The 566-nt window shown below is 67.7% G+C and carries 2 pseudogenes; one reads left to right on the top strand and one right to left on the bottom strand.

The annotated features are described in order from the left end of the window. Window positions 1-330: pseudogene (locus A9W95_RS27140) on the top strand (oxidoreductase); the annotation flags it as partial. 1 nt (window position 331) lies between these two features. Here A9W95_RS27140 and A9W95_RS27135 read toward each other — a convergent pair. Continuing rightward, window positions 332-566: pseudogene (locus A9W95_RS27135) on the bottom strand (hypothetical protein); the annotation flags it as partial.

The raw sequence follows: 566 nt of genomic DNA, 5'->3' as shown, positions 1-566 counted from the left end.
GCGATGGGGTTGGCCGACATCCTCCCGGGTGGCCGGCCGGGCAACCCCGACAGCGACGACGATTGGTTCGTCACCGACTGGATGGACACCCGGCATGCTCAGCGGGTGCTGTCTTTTCAGCACCACTCGTGGCCGGGCATGCTTGCCGAAATGCGTTCGGTTGCGGGCTGGCGGCGCTATCCGTTGCGAGTCATTGCGCCGCTGGTCCGGCAGCTTCTCAAACGCCGGGCTGCCTACCGGAATACGCCCGGCCGCTATGCCGATCCGTGGGGTGCCATCAAGGCTGAGCTCGGCGACCCTTGGCCGGACGCTGTCCTCACCGGGCGATAAGTCACCCGGCGGCTTGCAGTAGGGGTCGCGACGGAAGTTCGTCGGGGGCAGCCAAGCCGCCAAACAGATCGACGGCTGCGCCGACGACTCGGTCGACGAACTCGGCGAAGTCCTCGAAGCGCACCCGCTCACCGACCCAATGTGCAGCCGAGGCCGTCACGCCGATGCGCTGCGGGTCGGAGGACCCGTGCACGACCGCCGCGACATCGCTGTGGCGCTTGTTCCATTCGGTGACG

The sequence above is a fragment of the Mycobacterium sp. 1423905.2 genome (assembly GCF_001673155.1).
Lineage (GTDB): Bacteria > Actinomycetota > Actinomycetes > Mycobacteriales > Mycobacteriaceae > Mycobacterium.
The sequence above is the reverse complement of the archived record's forward strand: the minus strand, read 5'-3'. Positions and strand labels throughout refer to the sequence as shown.